This window comes from Gordonia sp. 852002-50816_SCH5313054-c (assembly GCF_001665925.1).
GTDB classification, from domain to species: Bacteria; Actinomycetota; Actinomycetes; order Mycobacteriales; family Mycobacteriaceae; genus Gordonia; species Gordonia jacobaea.
In genome coordinates, this window is sequence record NZ_LZTE01000076.1 from 59,611 (window position 1) to 78,395 (window position 18,785).

General features: G+C 66.4%; 15 protein-coding genes. 11 read left to right on the top strand and 4 right to left on the bottom strand.

All coding sequences use genetic code 11. The annotated features are described in order from the left end of the window. Nucleotides 1–76: 76 nt before the first annotated feature. From A5788_RS24515 to A5788_RS20630, 7 genes are all read left to right on the top strand, one after another. Complete coding sequence (locus tag A5788_RS24515) at nucleotides 77–7,621, top strand: amino acid adenylation domain-containing protein (RefSeq protein ID WP_331710965.1); 7,545 nt, start codon at nucleotides 77–79, stop codon at nucleotides 7,619–7,621. Nucleotides 7,622–7,634: 13 nt separating this feature from the next. Further along, nucleotides 7,635–7,880, top strand: a complete 246-nt coding sequence (locus tag A5788_RS20605) for an MbtH family protein (RefSeq protein ID WP_049698851.1) — start codon at nucleotides 7,635–7,637, stop codon at nucleotides 7,878–7,880. After that, nucleotides 7,873–8,970, top strand: a complete 1,098-nt coding sequence (locus tag A5788_RS20610; protein ID WP_049698850.1) for an ATP-binding cassette domain-containing protein — start codon at nucleotides 7,873–7,875, stop codon at nucleotides 8,968–8,970. The genes A5788_RS20605 and A5788_RS20610 overlap by 8 nt, the downstream gene beginning before the upstream one ends. Beyond that, complete coding sequence (locus A5788_RS20615; protein WP_064870732.1) at nucleotides 8,960–9,742, top strand: ABC transporter permease; 783 nt, start codon at nucleotides 8,960–8,962, stop codon at nucleotides 9,740–9,742. The genes A5788_RS20610 and A5788_RS20615 overlap by 11 nt, the downstream gene beginning before the upstream one ends. Before the next feature lie 47 nt (nucleotides 9,743–9,789). After that, a complete protein-coding gene (locus tag A5788_RS20620; RefSeq protein ID WP_197494632.1) occupies nucleotides 9,790–10,449 on the top strand; it encodes a sigma-70 family RNA polymerase sigma factor in 660 nt (219 codons plus the stop codon). Further along, the gene (locus tag A5788_RS20625; RefSeq protein WP_064870750.1) at nucleotides 10,442–11,284 is read left to right on the top strand and encodes an anti-sigma factor; all 843 of its coding nucleotides are present in this window, start codon (nucleotides 10,442–10,444) and stop codon (nucleotides 11,282–11,284) included. Before A5788_RS20620 ends, A5788_RS20625 begins: the two co-directional genes overlap by 8 nt. A 74-nt stretch (nucleotides 11,285–11,358) precedes the next feature. After that, nucleotides 11,359–12,351 (top strand): alpha/beta hydrolase, encoded by a 993-nt coding sequence (locus A5788_RS20630; protein WP_049699044.1) that lies wholly within the window; start codon nucleotides 11,359–11,361, stop codon nucleotides 12,349–12,351. 4 nt (nucleotides 12,352–12,355) lie between these two features. On the opposite strand, the gene A5788_RS20635 is transcribed toward A5788_RS20630, so the two are convergent. Then, on the bottom strand, nucleotides 12,356–12,736 hold the full coding sequence (locus A5788_RS20635; RefSeq protein WP_231894365.1) for a LuxR C-terminal-related transcriptional regulator: 381 nt from the start codon (nucleotides 12,734–12,736) through the stop codon (nucleotides 12,356–12,358). A gap of 291 nt (nucleotides 12,737–13,027) precedes the next feature. On the opposite strand from A5788_RS20635, the gene A5788_RS20640 reads away from it, so the two are divergent. Together A5788_RS20640 and A5788_RS20645 are read left to right on the top strand one after the other, a co-directional pair. Then, the gene (locus tag A5788_RS20640) at nucleotides 13,028–13,774 is read left to right on the top strand and encodes an acetoacetate decarboxylase family protein (protein WP_064870733.1); all 747 of its coding nucleotides are present in this window, start codon (nucleotides 13,028–13,030) and stop codon (nucleotides 13,772–13,774) included. A gap of 123 nt (nucleotides 13,775–13,897) precedes the next feature. Then, the gene (locus A5788_RS20645) at nucleotides 13,898–14,911 is read left to right on the top strand and encodes a pirin family protein (protein ID WP_064870734.1); all 1,014 of its coding nucleotides are present in this window, start codon (nucleotides 13,898–13,900) and stop codon (nucleotides 14,909–14,911) included. 32 nt (nucleotides 14,912–14,943) lie between these two features. On the opposite strand, the gene A5788_RS20650 is transcribed toward A5788_RS20645, so the two are convergent. Then, a complete protein-coding gene (locus A5788_RS20650) occupies nucleotides 14,944–15,609 on the bottom strand; it encodes a CE1759 family FMN reductase (protein WP_064870735.1) in 666 nt (221 codons plus the stop codon). Continuing rightward, nucleotides 15,606–16,715: an LLM class flavin-dependent oxidoreductase gene (locus A5788_RS20655; protein ID WP_064870736.1), complete on the bottom strand. Its 1,110-nt coding sequence runs from the start codon at nucleotides 16,713–16,715 to the stop codon at nucleotides 15,606–15,608. The genes A5788_RS20650 and A5788_RS20655 overlap by 4 nt, the downstream gene beginning before the upstream one ends. A 146-nt stretch (nucleotides 16,716–16,861) precedes the next feature. On the opposite strand from A5788_RS20655, the gene A5788_RS20660 reads away from it, so the two are divergent. Next, complete coding sequence (locus tag A5788_RS20660; RefSeq protein WP_064870737.1) at nucleotides 16,862–17,368, top strand: hypothetical protein; 507 nt, start codon at nucleotides 16,862–16,864, stop codon at nucleotides 17,366–17,368. A gap of 122 nt (nucleotides 17,369–17,490) precedes the next feature. Then, nucleotides 17,491–18,123, top strand: coding sequence for a DUF4190 domain-containing protein (locus tag A5788_RS20665; protein WP_064870738.1), 633 nt, complete (start codon nucleotides 17,491–17,493; stop codon nucleotides 18,121–18,123). Nucleotides 18,124–18,185: 62 nt separating this feature from the next. Here the strand turns inward: A5788_RS20665 and A5788_RS20670 are convergent, their stop codons facing one another. Then, nucleotides 18,186–18,539, bottom strand: coding sequence for a hypothetical protein (locus tag A5788_RS20670; RefSeq protein WP_231894366.1), 354 nt, complete (start codon nucleotides 18,537–18,539; stop codon nucleotides 18,186–18,188). Nucleotides 18,540–18,785 lie beyond the last annotated feature (246 nt).

Sequence of the window (18,785 nt, forward strand, 5' to 3'; positions counted from 1 at the left end):
CGCCCTACCCGCGCCCGGCGACGCCGACACCGCACGCGAGTCCGAGCCTGTCGCACCTCGTTCCGACGCCGAGCGCATGATCTGCTCCGTGTTCGCCCGGGTACTCGACCGACCGGTCGCCGACGTCGGTGTCGACGACGACTTCTTCGAACTCGGCGGCAACTCACTACTGGCGACGCAGCTGGTGGATGCGCTCGGACAACACAGCGGCTCACGCCTGGCCGTGCGCGACGTCTTCGATCATCCGACCGCTGCGGAGCTCGCACTTCTGTGCGCGGACGCGGCACCCGCGGAACACGATCTCCTGCAGCACGATCCGACAACCGAGATGTTCTGCGGACCTGCTCAGCGGCAGCTCTGGTTCCTCAACACGCTCGGCGCCGACGACGATGCGCCCGACGCGTCGTACTCCATCGCCTTCGCACTCGACATGCGAGGCGCACTCGACGTCGACGCGCTCACCGGCGCGCTCCGCTGGGTGATCGCCCGCCACGAGCCGCTGCGCACCGTATATCCCGAACGTGACGGACTGCCGGCAGCGGTGGTCGCCGCCGACAGCGACATCACGCTCGACGTCCAGGACGTCTCGGCGTCGGAATGGCGTGTAGCCGCGGAATCGCTGGCGCAGCGTCCATTCGACCTCACGCGCGATCTGCCCATCCGCGTCGCGCTGCACCGGCTCAGCGACTCCGCTGACCACCACAAGCTGACCGTCGTCGTGCACCACATCGCCGCCGACGGCGCGTCGATGGCGCCACTCGCGCATGACCTCGCGGGCGCCTACGCGGATCTGTCCGACGGTCGATCACCGTCGGCAGATCCGCTCCCCCTCGACTATCGCGATTACCTGCGGTGGCAGCGTGACCGGCTCGACGCGCGCCTGCCCGACCTGACCGCGTGGTGGCGCTCCGAACTCGACGGTCTCGATTCCGCCCCGGTACTGCTGCCCGACGTCGCGCCCGCGACAGACGCAGCAGGGCAACGCGGCGCCGACGTCGTCGAGGTGGCCCTCGGCCGCGATGTGCGTGCGCGCCTCACCGAACTCGGTAGCTCGACGACGACCGAGTTCATGGCGATGCACGCGGTGCTCGTCGCTCTGCTACGTCACCACAGCGCCGACCAGGCCGTGCACACCAGCGGCTCCGACGCCGACATCGTCATCGGGACACCCGTCGCTGGACGAGCCGATCCCCGTCTCGCGCAACTGGTCGGAATGTTCGTCAACTCGGTCGCACTGCGCACCCGCGTCGACGGAACGTGGTCGGCGGCCGAACTCGTCGACGAGGTGCGCCGATCCGACCTCGACGCCCTCTCACACGCGGACATGCCGTTCGACGCCGTCGTGGCAGACCTGCGTCCCCCTCGGACGGGCCGTCACCCGATCTTCACCATCTCACTGACGGTCGACGACGATCCGCTCGCGACAACGGACTCCGCGCTACGTGGAGTACGCACCGGGATCGAAGAAGTCGACACCGGCGCAGCGCGATTCGACCTCGAGGTGCAGTCGCGCGGCGACACCCTACGTCTGACGTACGCGACCGACCTGTTCAGTCGCGCCCGAATCGAGTCCCTGGCAGACGATTTCGTCGAACTCGCCCATGCACTGATCGCACACCCCGACCGCAGCGTCGACGACCATCTCGTCGCAACGCAGCCTGCGCGTGATGTCACGACGCCCGACCCGGTTCACCTCGGTGACCTGCTCGAGCTCACCGCCACCCGCCACCGTGATCTCATTGCCGTCGAGGACAGCGACGTCGCGCTGACGTACGCGCGCCTCGACGAGATCTCGGCACGATGGGCGAACGCTCTCCGGGCCGAGGGCGTCGGGCCGGAAGACGTAGTCGCCGTGGCACTCCCCCGGTCGTGGCGGTTCGTCGCCGCGCTCTGGGCAGTCCTGCGCGCGGGCGGCGTGGTGCTTCCCATCGATCCGCGGTATCCGACCGAACGCATCGAGCACATGCTCCGCGACTCCGACGTCGCAGTCGGAATCACCGACACCGACGGGGCACTCGGAACCGCACTGCTCGACGCGTCGTCCGACCTGCACTGGTTCGACACCGGAGCACTCGATCGCGGCAGCGCGGCACCACCGGCTCCCGCGCCTCGTCGACCCGACGCCGCCGCGTACGTGATCTACACCTCCGGCTCGACCGGCACACCCAAGGGCGTCACGGTGACGCATCGAGGCATCGGCGCGTTCAGCCAGAGTCAGCGCGACCGCTACGACGTTCATTCCGGCGATCGCACACTGCATTTCGCGTCACCCGGTTTCGATGCGACGTTCCTGGAGTTCCTCCTCGCCTTCGATGCGGGTGCGACGATGGTCATCGCGCCGCCGACCATCTTCGGCGGAGACGAGCTCGTCGAGTTCCTCGCCGAGCACGCGGTGTCGCACGCCTTCATCACACCCGCCGCGCTCATGGCAGCCACACCTGCGCCGCTGCCGCTGCTCCGGACGCTCGGCGTCGGGGGCGAGGCATCGCCAGCAGAACTCGTGGCGGCCTGGGCACCGGGAAGGCGTTACGTCAACTGCTACGGACCCACCGAGACCACGATCGTGGCGACGATGTCGCAGCCGTTGAGTCCCGGCGAGGCGATCACGATCGGCGAGCCGGTTATCGGTTGCACCGCACTGGTTCTCGACCATCGACTGAATCCCTTGCGCGACAACGTACCCGGTGAGCTGTACCTCGCAGGACCGGGGGTCGCACGCGGCTACCTCGGCCGTCCGGGTCTGACCGCTGCACGATTCATCGCCGATCCGCGAGCGCGCGGCGGGCTGATGTATCGCACCGGCGACGTGGTGCACCGCACCACCGATGGGTCGTTGGTCTTCGACGGCCGCAGCGACAATCAGGTCAAGGTGCGCGGTTTCCGCATCGAGCCGGACGAGGTGAGCCACGCGCTCACATCACATCGTGACGTCGACGCCGCGCTGACACTCGTGCACGGAGAAGGCGCCGAGGCACGCCTGGTCGCGTACGTCACGTCGACCCGGCCCGACTCCCCGTCCGACCATGACCTCATCGCGCATGTCGCGGCGAGTCTGCCCCGGCAGATGGTGCCGTCGAGCGTCGTCGTGCTGGATCGGTTCCCGTTGACTCCCAACGGAAAGATCGACCGTCGCTCGCTGCCCGCACCGACCGCACCGGCGGCGGCTGCTGTGCGAGAGCTCGGTTCGACGGCCGAGCAGCGGGTAGCCGACGCAATGGCCGACGTCCTCGGCGTCGAACGCGACAGCGTTGGCGCAGATACCGACTTCTTCGCCGCGGGCGGAACGTCGTTGCAGGCAACGGCTCTCGCGGCCAAGCTGCGCAGCGACGACGGAACCAGGCTTCGCGTGCGGGAGATCTTCGATCGCCCGACGGTTGCCGCGCTCGCGGAACTCGTCGGCCGCGACGAGCACGTCGAGCAAGGGAGTCATTCCGCCACGCTGATTCCTCTGCGCGGCAGCATCATTCCGATCGCGCCGATGCAGCGTCGACTACTGTCGCTGGCTCGCACGCAGCCGGCGTCGACCGACTACCTGATGCCCTTCACACTGCGCCTGACGGGACCCCTTGACCGTCAGACGCTCCGCGACACACTGGTCGATCTCGTGTCGCGGCACGCCGGCCTGCGTACCGTCTACCCCTCCGAAACAGGCGGTACGCAGGTCGGAGGTGTTCTCGTCGGGGCCGACCGCGCGATCGGGCATCTGCAACCGCTCGGCTACAGCGACGACAGCGACGCGTCGGCGTTGATCGAGCACCTGTGCGCCACCCCGATCGACATCTCGGCGCAGCCTGGGATGCGCGCGCATCTCCTGACGCGGATCTCGCAGGGCACCACCAGCGAGCACATCCTCGTCCTCGTCATCCACCACGCCGCGGCCGACGGCGCCTCGCTGCCGATTCTGATCGACGACCTCGCCACGGCCTACTCCGAAAGACTCAACGGCCGTGACACCTTCTGGGAGGCTTCGGCTTTCGACTATCGCGACTACGCCGCAATCGTCACCGCGGCCGACCGTCGAAGTGAAAAAGAGGACGATCTCGCCTACTGGACGAGCCTGCTCGCAGGCGCCCCGGCCGACTGCGCACCAAAGCCGACCCGCCCCGCGCAGACCCATGCCGACGCACACAAGAGTTCGCCGTCGGTTGCCGGTTCGGTATCGATTCCGCTCGACGACGGGCTGCGCAACGCCGTGATCGATTGTGCGCGAGCCTATTCGACCACCCCGTTCACTCTGCTCCACACCGCACTCGCCACCCTCCTGCACCGACTCGGAGTAGGCGATGACGTGGTGATCGGCACGCCGGTGGCGAATCGGGACATCGCTGAACTCGCAGATAGCCCGGACACCGACCTCAGCCGTGTGGTGGGAATGTTCGTCAACACGCTCGCCCTGCGCACTCGGCTCGACGGCACCGAACCCGTTCGCGACCTGCTCGCGCGGGTGCGAGACGACGACCTCGATGCGCTCGACCATCGCGACGTGCCCTTCGACGACGTCGTCGCAGCGGTCAATCCCGACAGGTCGGTCGGCGGACATCCGCTCTTCGAGGTCGCACTCTCGGTCCACGACTACGGGGCAGACGTCGCGCACGGACAGGTCGACCTGGCACCGGGGCTGCGCGGGGAAATCGGCGAGATCGGCTCCGCCCAGGCCAAATTCGGTCTTCAGTTCACGATCGCGCACCTACACTCACCCGACGCTTCCCTCGAGGTGACGTTCGCCGCCGATCGGTACCGCGACCACGATGCCCACGACCTCGCCATCCGGTTCCTGCGGGTGGTCCGTGCGTTCACCACCGACACCACGCGCGCGGTCGGCGACATCCGCATCACCGATCCGCTCGAGGTTGCCGATGTCGCACCCGCGCGCGGACCGGTCAGCGGCGAACCGATCACGTTCGGCGAGATTCTCGACGACTCCGTGTCACGCAACCCCTACGGCATCGCCGCCACCGACGGCGACACCAGCATCACCTACCGCGAGCTCGACGCCCGCGCGCACCGACTCGCACGTGTGCTGCTGGCCAGTGGCGTCTGGGAATCGGACGCGCAGGCGACGAGCGAACCTGTTGTGGCCATGGCCATTCCCCGGTCGATCGAGGCACTCGTTGCCATCTGGGCCATCGTGCGGACAGGAGCCGCCTACGTGCCCGTCGACCCGACGTACCCGCCGGAGCGGATCGCGCACATGCTCACCGACAGCGGTGCGCGACTCGTGGTGACCGACTCGGCGACCCGCGAGCGCATCCCCTCCTCGACGATGCCGATACTCGTCGTCGACGAGCAGTCGGTACTCGACCGGCTCGCCGGCGCGTCGACAGCTCCCCTCACAGAGACCGAGGCAGTACCCGCAGGCGTCGACCAGTTGGCCTACATCATCTACACCTCCGGCTCGACCGGGCGACCGAAGGGCGTTCTGGTGCCGCACTCCGGGTTACGTGCGGTCCGCGACGAGTTGCGGGCGAGGATGACACCGGACGAAGGATCGCGGGTGCTCCATTTCGCGTCACCGAGCTTCGACGCCTCGGTGCTCGAGTTCCTGCTCGCCGCAGCGGGCTCCGCATGCCTGGTCATCGCTCCGACCGACGTCTACGGTGGTAAACCGTTGGCGCGGTTCCTCACTCGGACCGGGGTGACCCACGCATTCATCACGCCCGCCGCGGTGGCGAGCATGTCGCCGACCGATGTCCCGACGTTGACGTGCCTCGCGATCGGCGGCGAGGCCTACGGAGCAGATCTCGCGCGGCGGTGGTCGGCGGGGCGTCGGATCATGAATGTCTACGGCCCCACCGAGACCACCGTGATCACCACCTCGAGCGATCCGCTGCGCGCACACGACGAACTGACCATGGGCACACCGAACAACGGCGTGAGCGCACTCGTACTCGATGCGCGCCTGCATCCGGTGCCCGCGGGTGTCGTGGGTGAGTTGTACCTGATCGGGTCGCAGGTGACCCGCGGCTACCACCGTCGTCCCGGGCTCACCGCGTCGCGGTATCTGCCCGCCCCGATGGTCGCCGGAGACGAGTTCGCCGGTTGCCGCATGTACCGCACCGGAGACCTCGTCCGGTGGACGCACGACGGCCGACTCTCCTACGTCGCCAGAAGCGATGGCCAGGTACAGGTTCGTGGCTTCCGCGTCGAACTCGGAGAGATCGACGACGCGCTCACGGCCGACCCTCGGATCGATTTCGCGGTCACAGTGCTGGCCGGAGCCGGCCAGTCCGGGGACGACTCCGCGTCGACGGAGGGCGGCACCACCTTGCACAGCTACGTGACGCTCGCCGAGCGAGCCGCCCACGCCGGCACCTCGCATCGAACCGCTCTGGGCGATGACCTGAGAAGTTCCCTGCGAGAACGCCTTCCGCGCCATATGGTGCCCGCGACGGTCACTGTTCTCGACGAGATCCCACTGACCCCCGTCGGCAAGCTCGACCGCACGGCGCTCCCGGCTCCGGAGATCACGCGACGTGGGCGCGCCCCGCGCCCCGGCACCGAGACGACCATCGCGGCGATCTTCATCGAGGTACTCGGACTGCCGGACGACGAGATCGCCGCAGACGCCAGCTTCTTCGATCTCGGCGGAAACTCGTTGCAGGCAACGACCCTGACCGATCGTCTGTCGAGCGCTCTCGGAGTCGAGATACGCGCGCACCAGGTGTTCGCGGCACCGACAGTCGCAGAACTCGCCTCACAGATCGACCCTGCGTCACACGAACCGGACAACAGCAGCGCGGGCTCTCGCTCCGCCTGGGAGGTACTCATCCCGCTGCGGTCGGCGCCGCGCGAGTCTGCGTCGACAAAGGCACCGCTATTCGTCGTGCATCCGGCGATCGGACTCTCCTGGGCATTCGCGTCGCTGCTACCCCACCTGGAACCCGACCGTCCCGTGTACGGCCTCCAGCACCCGACGCTGTCCGGGCAGCCTGCGCCGTCGTCGCTTGGTGAACTCGCCGCGTACTACGCCGAACAGATCCAGTCGGTCGCGCCGTCCGGTCCGTACCATCTGCTCGGCTGGTCGCTCGGCGGGATCATCGCCCAGGAGATCGCGGTGATCCTTCAGGGGAGCGGAGAAGTCATCGGCGATCTCACGATCCTCGACTCGTACGTCCTGTCCGACCGACCCGACCTCGTCACCGAGCCCTCCATTGGTGAGCTCACGAGCGAATTCGGCATCACCACAACCGATCCCACCGCGTCACCCGATGTCGACGACGCCTGGCACGCGGTGCGGTCGGCCGGCGGGATGCTCGCGGGGTTGTCGAGAGCCGAATTCGGCACGGTGCACCGCGTTTTCGAGCAGGCGGGCTCCCTCGCCAATCCGTGGCGTCCTCGAGTGTTCCACGGAGACATCACCTTCGTCTCCGCCACCAGGGCACCTCAGCGGGGTGCACGAGCCGTCGACGGATGGCGTCCCTACGTCGACGGGTACATCCACAATATCGATGTCGACTGCACTCACGCTCGAATGCTTCTGCCGCACAACGTCGTCGACTTCGCGCATGTCCTCTCCCCACAACCGCGTCGGACATCGAGGCATCGCATGGACGACGCGGCAACTGCGCGCCATCGGTGGCGCCACACCAGTGGCGTCACGTCAACCGAAGACATCAACTGAGGAGGAATCACTCATGACCAATCCGTTCGACGACGTCAACGGCGTGTTCCTGGTGCTGGTCAACCACGAGAACCAACACTCGCTGTGGCCCCAGTTCGCGCCTGTCCCCACCGGCTGGCGCAGCGTGCACGGGCCGTCGGGCCACGACGACTGCCTGCGCTACGTCGAAGAGAATTGGACCGACCTGCGCCCGAAGAGCCTGATCGAAGCAATGGAAGGGAGTAAGCGTGCCGACCACGGGACGACACAGGATGACTGAGCCCAGCACCACGGATACGCCCGATCGCGACAGGACAGATACCGGGTCGTCCGACACCGGGGCCACACAGAACGCACTCGAGATCCGCGGTGTACGAAAGGTCTTCACCTCCGGACTGCTGCGCCGAGGCCGCGCTGTCGTCGCCGTCGGGGATCTCGACCTCACGATTCCGGCGGGCACCGTCCACGCTCTCCTGGGTCCCAACGGTGCGGGCAAGACGACCACCGTTCGCATGGTGGCCACTCTGCTGCGCCCCGATGCCGGCACGGTCACCGTCTCGGGGATCGATGCACTGCGTGAGCCCGACCGGGCGCGCGAAATCATCGGCGTCTCAGGGCAATACGCCGCTGTGGACGGCACCCTCACCGGCTTCGAGAACCTACGCATGGTGGCGCAGCTCTACGGCCATCGTCGTCGCGACGCATCTGTCCTCGCGCGCGACATGATCGCCGAACTCGGCCTCGACGATGCCGCCGACCGACCGATGCGCACCTACTCGGGCGGCATGCGGCGACGACTCGACCTCGCTGGAGCGCTCATCAACCACCCGCGCCTCGTCATCCTCGACGAGCCGACCACAGGACTCGACCCACGGGGCCGACGTCAGATCTGGGACCTGATCGCCGCACAGGTGGATGCGGGAACCACCGTGTTGCTCACCACCCAGTACCTCGAGGAAGCCGACACACTCGCCGACGAGATCACCGTCATCGACCACGGAACGATCCGCGCGCAGGGCAGCGCAGACGAGCTCAAGAACTCCATCACCCCCGAAATCCTCACCGTCGAGTTCGACGGCGAGCCGACAGCTTCCGAATCCGCCGTCGTCGCAAGAACATTGGCGGCAATCGGCGTCGGAAACCCTCATCGATCCGAAACAGGGACGTGGACGGTGCCCGTCGCTGACGGTGCTGCCGACATACCGGACGCCATCCGTGCACTCGACGCCGGAGGCACGCCGGTGCGCAGCGTCTCCGTTGCCGGACCAACACTCGACGACGTCTTCCTTCAACTGACCGACCACACCATCAACGCCGATGGCGACACGGCGACGAACCGCGAGACAAGGGAGCCCGCCGATGTTCACTGACACAGCAGTCATCGTCGAGCGCAACCTGCTCACGGTGCGACGCATCCCCACCCTGCTCGTCAGCGCGACCATTCAGCCGCTGATGTTCGTGTTCCTCTTCGCCTACGTCTTCGGCGCGACGTTCGGAGGGCACTCCTACCGCGAGTACCTGATGGCCGGGATCTTCACGCAGACAGTCGTTTTCAACGCAGCGTTCACCACGGTGGGACTTGCCAACGACATGTCGGACGGGATCATCGACCGGCTGCGCTCGTTGCCCATGTCGCGATTGGCCGTCATCGCCGGGCGGGTGGGCTCCGACATGCTGCTCGGCCTCGTCGGACTCGCGGTCATGGTGATCAGCGGACTGGTCATCGGGTGGCGGGTCCACGGCTCGCTCGCCGACGCGGCAATCGCGTTCGGGGTGATCATCCTGTTCGCGCTCGCGATGGCATGGGTGGGCGCGGTCACCGGGCTGATAGCGCCCAATGTCGAAGTGGCGCAGAGCATCGGGTTCCTGTGGATGTTCCCGGTGACGTTCCTGTCGTCGGCATTCATCTCGGCGGCCAGCCTGCCGGGGCCGCTACGAACGATCGCCGAGTGGAATCCGGTGACGGCTGTCGCCACGACGAGTCGCGAGCACCTCGGCAACGGCGCGCCGTCGAACTTCGTGCCACCGTCCGGGTGGGTCGCCGACCACGCGCTCGGCTACTCGATCGGTGCGAGCCTCGTGATCCTCGCGGTGTGCATGCCGTTGTCGCTGATGCTCTACCGGCGTGCGGCAAGCAGATGAGTCGACGGCCCGATGGTCGTGCCGATCCCGACACGACACGACACCGTATGGGCGTAATCGCGACACCTGACGTCAGGCGTGGCTACGGTGGTGGAGTGACATCCGGCCACGCAGCGACGGGAGACGACGACCGCCCCGGAGGCTCGACGTCGGAAGCCGGAACCCTTCGTGATCTGCTGACCGCATCCGCAGGCGGCGACCGCGCGGCATTCAGTCACCTCTACGACCTCACCAGCGCACGCATCTACGGCCTCGCGCTCCGGGTGATCCGCGACGTGCACTACGCCGATGAGGTCGTACAGGAGTCCTACCTGCAATATTGGCAGAAGGCCGACCAGTATCAGCCGTCGCGGGGCTCGGTGATCACGTGGATGATGACGATCGCGCATCGGCGCGCCGTCGATCGCGTCCGCACGGAGGAACTCCAGCAACGCAAGGCCGCCGAGTACGGCGCAGGCAACGCGAGTACCCCGCACCCGATTCCACTCGAAGTGGTCGTCGACCGCGAGGAGACCCGCACCCTGCACACGTGCCTCGACCGGCTGACGGAACTCCAACGCGCGAGCATCGAGATGTCGTACTTCAACGGCATGACGTATCCCGAGGTCGCGGCCGTCATGTCCACTCCGCTCCCGACGATCAAATCCCGCATCCGCGACGGCCTCCGCCGGCTCAAGAAGTGTCTGCACGGTGAGTCCGATGGCTGACACCGAGTGGCTCGACGACCACATCGAGCTGTATGCGATCGACGCGCTGACGCCCGCCGAGACCGAACGCGTGCGCCGCGAACTCGACGACCTCAGCGCCGTCGAACTCCGGATCTACCTCTCACGCATCACCGACATCCAGTCGGCCATCACCGACCTCGCAAGCGGATTCGCACTCGCCGCACCCCCAGAGATGCGCACGACGGTCCTCGACCACGTGTTCAGCGCCGACGCCGAAGGGTCGAGCGACACCGACACCTCACGGCCGGGCGTCTCCGACACCGACCACCCAGGCGACACCGACACCGACCACCCAGACGCCTCCGACGGTGACCCCGCGACCGTTGTTCCGATCGACCGCGCGCGCAGCAGGCGCGGGCGTGTCGCAGTCGCGGTCGGCGCTGCAGCGGTCGCGGTGGCCGTCGCGCTCGGTGCTGGTGTACTGATCGGACGATCCACCGCACCGGAGCAGACGACGACAACCACCGCCCAACAGGTCTCCGACATTCTCGCCGCACCTGATGCGCGATCGACCGTCTCGTCGCTCGCCGACGATCGAGGCACCATCACCGTGGTGAGTTCGAAGTCGGCGAACCGCGCTGTCGCCGTAGTGCGCGACCAGCGCAACCCCATCCCCGCGGACCAGACTTTCCAGTTGTGGCTGATCGGCAAAGCGGCCACCCCGGTCTCAGCGGGCCTCGTCGCGGGTACCGGCTCCAGCGCCCCGCAGGTGATCGATTCCCTCGACTCCTCGACGGTCCTCGCTGTGACGATCGAGCCACAGGGTGGATCGGCTCAACCGACGACCGATATCCTGACGCAGGTCGCGCTGTAGCGCGACACACGCCTGCGGGTCGACGTTTGAGAAAGCGCGGCTTCGCAGACGTCACGAGTGATCGCAGGAGAATGATGCGTCGACAACACCTGATCTGGCTGACCCTTGGGCTCACGCTGGCCGCGTTCCTCGGGGCGACGGCACCCGCGCAGGCTGCGCCGACGTCGAGCATCGTCAGTTCGACCGACGATTCACCCCAGCAGGTGACGCTGATGGTGCATTCGGCGTCGATGGATCGCATCGTCCCGATCACGGTGTTGACGCCGAAGAACCGCACGCGTCCCGCGCCGACGCTGTACCTGCTCAACGGCGCAGGCGGTGGCGAGGATTCAGCCACGTGGGACGCCCGCACCGACTACAAGAAGTTCTTCGCCGACAAGAACGTCTACGTCGTGACCCCGATCGGCGGTGCATTCTCGTACTACACCGATTGGCAACGCGACGACCCGGTCCTCGGACGCAACAAGTGGCAGACGTTCCTCACCAAAGAACTGCCACCCCTGATCGACAAGCGCTTCCCGACCACCGGAAAGGTTGCCGCAGCAGGCATCTCGATGGCCGGCACCACGGTGTTCAACCTCGCGCTGGCTGCTCCCGGGATGTACCGCTCGATTGCCGCGTTCAGCGGCTGTGCTCGCACCAGCGACCCCGTCGGCCAGCAGTACATCCGCTTCGTCGTCGAGAACCGCGGCGGCGGCAACATGGTCAACATGTGGGGGCCGCTGAATGGACCCGGTTGGCGGGCGAACGATCCCTATCTCAACGCGGCGAAGCTACGCGGCACCAAGGTCTACATGACCGCGGGCACCGGACTTCCCGGCAAGCACGAACAATTGTCCGACCCGTCGATCGACGGCGACGGGCTGGTGCTGGCGAACCAGGCGCTGCTCGGCGGAGCGATCGAGTTCGGCATCGATCAGTGCACACGCCAGATGGCCACGCGCCTCGCTCAGCTCGGCATTCCCGCCAAGGTCAACCTGCGCTCAGGCGGAACCCACTCATGGGGCTACTGGCAGGACGACCTGCATCAGACCTGGCCGTCGATCGCCCGAGACATCGGGGCGTAAGACCTCACCAGAGGTCGAGGCTGGTGTAACCGTCCTGGAGCGCGCGAGCCAGCAAATGGGTCTTCGTCGGGGCGGGACGGCCGGCGGCCGTGTACTTCGCGCGGATACGCGCGAGGTGGGTGCTCACGGTCGAGGCGGAAATGAACAGCGTCGCCGCAGCGTCTTCCTTCGACTCGGCACGCAGCCAGGTCAACAACACCTCGACCTCGCGGCGCGACAGCACGGGCCGGCGCATGGCGGCGACGTCGTGGCCGTGGCGGTAGTCGTCCATGCGGGCGATCTCGGTGCGAGCGGACGCGGTCGACGTCGCGACGCGATCAACTACGACGCCGGGCACAGGCGATGGCGCCGCGAGAGGCCCCCCGGTCTGAGAAACTACGGTCACCAGTACGTCCTTACACATCATGTCTTTACGACAGCGATCCCCAACTCACAGCAAATAGTAAGGATTGGGTCTGACATGTCGGTAGTCCCCTAAATGGGGCCTTTGTTGCATTCGCAACAATCGACGCTGGATTGCCGAACCCAAATGTGTGTCCAATCGAAAGATGTGGGTGCTGCAGCAGCCACATCTTTCGATAAGACACACATTCAGGCCGAGGAGCCATCACTCAGCCGACGGTGTGCCAAACTAGAACACGTTCTCGTTTGGCCGTCGCTGTCAGAAAGGCGCCTCATGCCCTCCCCGTCGACCCACACCGTCGCAGGTACCACGCTCACGATGCCCGTCCAGGTCAGAGATGCGCGGTGCATCGTCGCGGGATTCACCGCCGACGCCGACGCGATGGCGCGAGCCATAGAAGCGTCGGGCGCATCGCCCCTTCGTCCACTGCGGATGCGCCCGGGCCGCGGAATGGTGATGCTGGTATTCGTCGACTATGTCGACGGAGATCTCGGCCCATACAACGAGTTCGGTGTGTGTTTGCTCGTCGAGAATCCGGCGCAACGTCCATCGCCCATCAATGCGCTCGGCTCGGTGTTGCGCGGCGATGCGCACGCATTGATTCATCGGCTTCCGGTCGACGGCGAGTTCACCCGCCAGGCAGGGCGCGGGATTTGGGGCTTCCCCAAGTTTCTCGCCGACTTCGACGTCGACCATGACAGCTCGCGCAAGCGCGGCAGCGTCTCGCATGACGGAAGCCTCATCGCGGCACTCGAGACCGCACCTGGCCTGCCGGTCCCCGCAGGCTCAGGGGATGCGGAACTCACCGCCTACTCGTGCCTCGACGGAACGCTGCGCTCCATACCGTGGCGGCTGGGATCACTGAGCGGTGTCCGCGCACGGATCGGCGGCGCCACCCTGACGCTCGGCGGTCACCCGATCGCAGAAGAACTACGTGACCTGAAGTTGGCCCGGCACGCCGCCATGACGATGTCGGTGGCACACCTGGCCATGACATTCGACGACGCCACCGATCTCTGAGATTCGGCTCGCCGATCGCACCGGGCACGCGTCGTCGACCCGGCTGTTCCTAGACTGGCGTCATCAGCCCCACAGCCAAACGGTCCACAAGCCGAAAGGCGCCAGCCGAAAGGCACACGAGCCATGAGCAACCTCGAAGCACACCCGGCCGAGATCGACTGCCAGACCGAGGCCGAGAACGCCGATCCCGATCATGACGGATCGCTGCGCGTCGAGGTGCTCACCGCGCGCGACGTACCGCTCGGCGGGCCGCGTGCCATGACGGTGCATCGCACCCTGCCGCAACGGGAACGGTCGCTGATCGGAGCGTGGTGCTTCGCCGATCACTACGGCCCCGACGACGTCTCGGCCACCGGCGGCATGGACGTCCCACCGCATCCGCACATCGGATTGCAAACGGTCAGTTGGCTTTTCACCGGTGAGATCGAGCACCGGGACACCATGGGCAATCACGCGTTGGTCCGGCCGGGCGAACTGAACCTGATGACCTCCGGACACGGCATCGCCCATACCGAGGTCTCCACACCCGACACCACGGTCCTTCACGGCGTGCAGTTGTGGGTCGCGCTTCCCGCCGAGTCCGCGAACACCGCACGCGACTTCGCCCACTACGCACCACCGGCGATCACCGTCGGCGACGTGACGGCACTCGTCTTTCTCGGCACCCTGCTCGGCAGCACGTCGCCGGTCGAGACGTTCACGCCGCTGCTGGGCGCTGAACTGCGCATCCCGCCGGGAGCAGACGTCACGCTCGAGGTCGACCCCGGATTCGAACACGGATTCCTCGTCGACTCCGGTCGCGTGGAGATCGTCGATTCGACGACAGGTCCGCTCGAGCGGACCGAACTCGGCTACGTCGGAGTCGGCGCCGAGACCATCGTCCTCGCCAACCGCGGCGACGACGACGCGCGGGTCATCGTGCTCGGGGGTGCACCGTTCGACGACGACATCATCATGTGGTGGAACTTCGTCGGGCGCAGCCACGAGGAGATCGTCCTCGCGCGCGAGGAGTGGATGGCGCACAGCGAACGCTTCGGCCAGGTGCAGGGCTACACCGGCGAGGTGCAACACCTGCCGGCGCCGGCCCTTCCGGGCACACGACTGCGCGCCCGGGAGAACACTCCCGGGCGCGCATAGGCGGTCAATCCGCTTCGGTCAGTTGGTTTCGCTCAGTCGCCTGCGAGCAGACGAGCGAAGTTGGCGATCCCCGCCTCCTCGCCCGCGTGTACCCGCTGCTCGCCGCGATCAGCGTCCGACGTCTGCGACGTGGCGGCCTGCCGAACAGTTCCGGTGGGCATGAGCGCCACCAATTGTGTTGCGGCCCGGCGGATTCGGTCGGACAGCGTTGCCGTGTCGCCGGAGGTCGACGCCCAGTCCTCCGACGCCGCGTAGACGCCGGTCGGCACGACCACGGTGCGCAGGTAGCCGAACAACGGACGCAGCGCGTGGTCGAGGACCATCGAGTGCCGGGGACTGCCCCCGGTCGCCGCGATGAGGACCGGCTTGCCCTCCATCGCGTCGACGTCGACGAGGTCGAAGAACGACTTGAACAAACCCGAGTACGACGCGTTGAACACCGGGGTCGCGACGATCAGTGCGTCGGCGTCCTGGACGGACCGGATGGCGTCGCCGGCACCACCGGTCGCGAAACCGGTTGCCAGCGAACGCCCGATGTCGACGGCGAGGTCGCGAAGATCGACGATCTGTACGTCGACGTCTCCGCCCTGCGACCGCACGAGCGACGCTGCGTCGTCGGTGAGCCGGTCGACGAGCATCCTCGTCGACGACGGTTCGCTGAGTCCCGCGTTGACTGCGACGAGTGTCAGCGGCTTCATGCGTTCACCTGTGTTTCCTGCTCTGCAAGCTCCTCTGCGTCGCGTGCCGCGACGAGCGAGGCGTGCGTCGGCGCGTCGGGAACATCTGCCGGGCGGCCTTCTGCGAATCCCTTGCGGAGTTCGGGGAGCACCTCGCCGAGCTCGTCGAGCTGTTCGAGGACCGTCTTGAGCGGCAGTCCCGCGTGGTCGACGAGGAACAGCTGGCGCTGGTAGTCACCGAAGGTGTCGCGGAACGAGAGCGTGCGGTCGATGAACTCCTGCGGGCTGCCGACCGTGAGCGGCGTCTCGCGACTGAAGTCCTCCAACGACGGTCCGTGCCCGTACACGGGCGCGTTGTCGAAGTAGGGACGGAACTCGTTGACGGCGTCCTGGGAGTTCTTCCTGATGAAGAACTGACCACCGAGCCCGACTATCGCCTGGCTCGCCTTTCCGTGTCCGTAGTGCTCGTAGCGCTCCCGATAGAAGTCGATCAGTCGCTTCGAGTGCTCGGCGGGCCAGAAGATGTGGTTGGCGAAGAAGCCGTCACCGTAATAGGCGGCCTGCTCGGCGATCTCCGGACTGCGGATCGAGCCGTGCCAGACGAAGGGCGCGACGTCGTCGAGCGGACGCGGCGTCGACGTGAACGACTGCAGCGGGGTGCGGAACTTGCCCTCCCAGTCGACGACGTCCTCGGTCCACAACCGGTGCAGCAGGTGGTAGTTCTCGATGGCCAGCGGGATGCCCTGCCGGATGTCCTTGCCGAACCACGGGTACACCGGGCCGGTGTTGCCACGACCGAGCATCAGGTCGACGCGGCCGTCGGCGAGGTGTTGCAGCATGGCAAAGTCCTCGGCGATCTTGACCGGGTCGTTGGTGGTGATGAGTGTCGTCGCGGTGGAGAGCTGCAGCTTGCTCGTCTGAGCTGCGATGTAGGCGAGCGTCGTCGTCGGTGACGACGAGAAGAACGGTGGATTGTGGTGCTCGCCGAGGGCGTACACGTCGAGACCGATGTCCTCGGCCTTCTTCGCGATAGCCACCGACGCCTTGATGCGCTCGTGTTCTGTCGGCTCGACTCCCGTCGTAGGGTCGGCCGTGATGTCGCTGACGGAAAACAGTCCGAACTGCATGTCATGCCTCCTGGAATGACGGATACGAAACCTTTCACTCGCCATAACCGGACCATGGTCCGGTTAATTCCCGCGTGTAGTGCCGCCCCTCGTCGATGCAAAGCGATCGGTTAGTGTGGCCTTACAATTCGTCGTCAGGAGTAGCAATGAAGCTTCGGAAGTCTCTCGCGGCAGCCATGATCGCGGGCGCCGCACTTGTCGCTGTAGCGGGCTGTTCAGGTTCGGACAGCGCCAGCGATACCGTCGCAAGCGCCACCAGTAAGGTCACCGAGGCGACGAGCCAGGCCGCCGCGGCGATCGCCGGCCTGACCAATTCCGACGCCCAGGACATCCTCCGCAAGGCCGTCGACCCCAATACCTCGTCCGACGAGCTCGAGAAGGTCGTGGACACCAGCAACCCGGTCACCAAGACCGCGATCCAGGCGTACGCCAAGGGCGCGTCGGCAGCGGGCTACGGACCCGATGTGTACACCGTGACCGAGGTCAAGAAGACCGGTGACAACGCTGCTGATGCCAGCGTGGAGGTCAAGAGCCCGCACACGTCCAACCCCGCGAACATCACGCTCTCGTACGTGAAGGTCGATGGCGAGTGGAAGCTGTCCGGCAACGCCGTCACCCAGCTCACCTCGATGATGGGCCAGCACGGCGGCTGATTCGCCAGACGCCGCTGATTCGCCGGACACCTCAGTACAGATCCACCCACTCCGCGCCGTTCCGGACTCTTCATTCCGGGGCGGCGCGGTGTGCATCGGTAGACTCACTACGAGGAGGGCCGATGCGAACCGAACACCACACAGCGCCGATCGAACCGGCAGCAACCGACCGTTACGAGCGCTGGCCGCAGTCGAACGTGCTGGAGTCGATGTCGCTGCCCTCCATACCGGATGCTTCATCGACGCCGGATGCCCTGGAGACGTACTCGGGGCCGGACGCCGCGCCATCTGGCCGTGGCGACAACGCGCCACGATCACGACGCAATCCTGTGCCCATCGAAGGCCTCCGCGTGCGGACACGAGATACATCTCGCGATACCCCCCTACCGGAGGTCGGCGACTACTGGGACCTCGCCCACGCTGAACGCGTGATTTTCACGCCGACGGTGATACCGACGGTCCGTCCGGTACCTCTCGCCAGTCAGGTGCCCGCGCGACCGCGGACATCGCCGCTGACCACGGCGTCGTTGGTGACGGCACTGGCCGCGTTCCCACTTATTCCGGTGTTGGGCATCGGCGGGGTCGTCGGGCTCTTGTCGATGGTGCTCGGTGCTGCGGGCGTTCGCCAGATTCACCGACACCCGACCCGCTATCGAGGCAGTGGCCGCGCGGTCACCGGAATAGTCCTCGGCACGATCGCCGCGGTGATCGGCATTCCGATCATGCTGCTGGTGCTGGTGATCGCAGGCTTGTGAGTTGATGCCGCGGCCGGTGAGTTTGTCGCAGGCTTGTGAGTTGGTGCCGCAGGGCGGGAGCGTCAGCCCACGGCCCGGAGCGAACCACCGGAGAACGGCAGATTGCGACCGAGCCAGGCGAGAACCTGATCGATCATCGCCCCCTGCTTGACAGGATCGCTGACCGTGGCAATCGACGGGAGCGAGTGAAGGAGTGCCGCGTAGATCGCCGCCTCCGACGACATACCGTTTCGCTTCATCACCTTTTCGTACGACGACATGCTCTCCGCAAGCTCGGCGTACGTCGCCGAATCGCCCCCCAAGCGAACAGCCGTCATCCACGGCGTCGCCTCAGCGCGCCGCTTCACGTCGTTACGCAATTCCGTCATCATTCGACCTCGAGCACCCCACGCGTCGACATCTCCGACCTCAGCCATCTTGCCTCCCAACGATGGCGTCGATCCTTTCGAACAGGATGCACCTAAGCGACTTGTTCGGAAGACGAACCACCGTACTATGTGACGAATTCCACTCGGATTTCGTGTTTCTACAAAACCCGATGCTACTGAGGCGTCAGCAGGTATCCAATGTTGCTGATGTGACTGGTGTGAAAGCGTTATATGCGTGTCACCGGTCGGCGATTACGTCGTCGTGTCGCAGCCTCTACAGGGGCGTCTGCCCTT

Bases quoted from the DNA above. Each gene is read 5' to 3' on its own strand.
- A5788_RS24515 (WP_331710965.1), top strand. From the start codon at position 77: ATGATCTGCTCCGTGTTCGCCCGGGTACTCGACCGACCGGTCGCCGAC.
- A5788_RS20605 (WP_049698851.1), top strand. From the start codon at position 7,635: ATGACCAATCCGTTCGACGACGTCAACGGCGTGTTCCTGGTGCTGGTC.
- A5788_RS20610 (WP_049698850.1), top strand. From the start codon at position 7,873: ATGACTGAGCCCAGCACCACGGATACGCCCGATCGCGACAGGACAGAT.
- A5788_RS20615 (WP_064870732.1), top strand. From the start codon at position 8,960: ATGTTCACTGACACAGCAGTCATCGTCGAGCGCAACCTGCTCACGGTG.
- A5788_RS20620 (WP_197494632.1), top strand. From the start codon at position 9,790: ATGGGCGTAATCGCGACACCTGACGTCAGGCGTGGCTACGGTGGTGGA.
- A5788_RS20625 (WP_064870750.1), top strand. From the start codon at position 10,442: ATGGCTGACACCGAGTGGCTCGACGACCACATCGAGCTGTATGCGATC.
- A5788_RS20630 (WP_049699044.1), top strand. From the start codon at position 11,359: ATGCGTCGACAACACCTGATCTGGCTGACCCTTGGGCTCACGCTGGCC.
- A5788_RS20640 (WP_064870733.1), top strand. From the start codon at position 13,028: ATGCCCTCCCCGTCGACCCACACCGTCGCAGGTACCACGCTCACGATG.
- A5788_RS20645 (WP_064870734.1), top strand. From the start codon at position 13,898: ATGAGCAACCTCGAAGCACACCCGGCCGAGATCGACTGCCAGACCGAG.
- A5788_RS20650 (WP_064870735.1), bottom strand. From the start codon at position 15,609: ATGAAGCCGCTGACACTCGTCGCAGTCAACGCGGGACTCAGCGAACCG.
- A5788_RS20655 (WP_064870736.1), bottom strand. From the start codon at position 16,715: ATGCAGTTCGGACTGTTTTCCGTCAGCGACATCACGGCCGACCCTACG.
- A5788_RS20660 (WP_064870737.1), top strand. From the start codon at position 16,862: ATGAAGCTTCGGAAGTCTCTCGCGGCAGCCATGATCGCGGGCGCCGCA.
- A5788_RS20665 (WP_064870738.1), top strand. From the start codon at position 17,491: ATGCGAACCGAACACCACACAGCGCCGATCGAACCGGCAGCAACCGAC.
- A5788_RS20670 (WP_231894366.1), bottom strand. From the start codon at position 18,539: ATGGCTGAGGTCGGAGATGTCGACGCGTGGGGTGCTCGAGGTCGAATG.